1 protein-coding gene is annotated in these 529 nt (G+C 40.5%); it reads right to left on the reverse strand.

Annotated features, from left to right (window positions below; genetic code table 11):
- On the reverse strand, nucleotides 1–317 hold a 317-nt coding region (locus tag R7Z50_RS30840; protein ID WP_318150192.1), incomplete at its 3' end, for an HAD family phosphatase.
- Nucleotides 318–529 lie beyond the last annotated feature (212 nt).

A 529-nucleotide genomic window follows, 5' to 3' on the forward strand; every position in this document is an offset into this window, starting at 1 on the left:
ACCGCGATAGGTAAACCTTGTGCTTTCAACCACTCCAGCAACTCAACAACGCCATCTTTTACAGGGATAGCTTGGTGTTTGACAACTGCGTTGTAACGAGTGCGCCATTCAAGATGCAGGCGGTCTAAATTCTCGCCGTAGGCTTTGCGGAAAATCGTCTCAATTCCTGCCGCATTGCGGCCAATGATCGATAGGTAAACATCTTCATAAAACGGAAGGTTTTGTACTTCACATGCTTCTTGGAAAATACGCATACAGACACGTTCAGTATCAAGAAGTAAACCATCCATATCAAAAATAGCAGCTTGGTATTTCATTACATTACAGGCTTGTTGAGTGAGGGAACACATTCTGGCATAAGCCGACGTAATTTTCTCGGAAATTTACTTTTCTGTTTGTCGCAGCTGTATAAATCGGATGCGGTCTTATTCGATAGGGTGACTTTATGGCTTTAAAACAAAAATGGTGACAGCGCAGCGTATATCATTCTAATTAATTAATGTTATTTTTATTGGTATTGTTTATGTTT

The sequence above is a fragment of the Vibrio sp. 1249-1 genome (genome assembly GCF_033340495.1).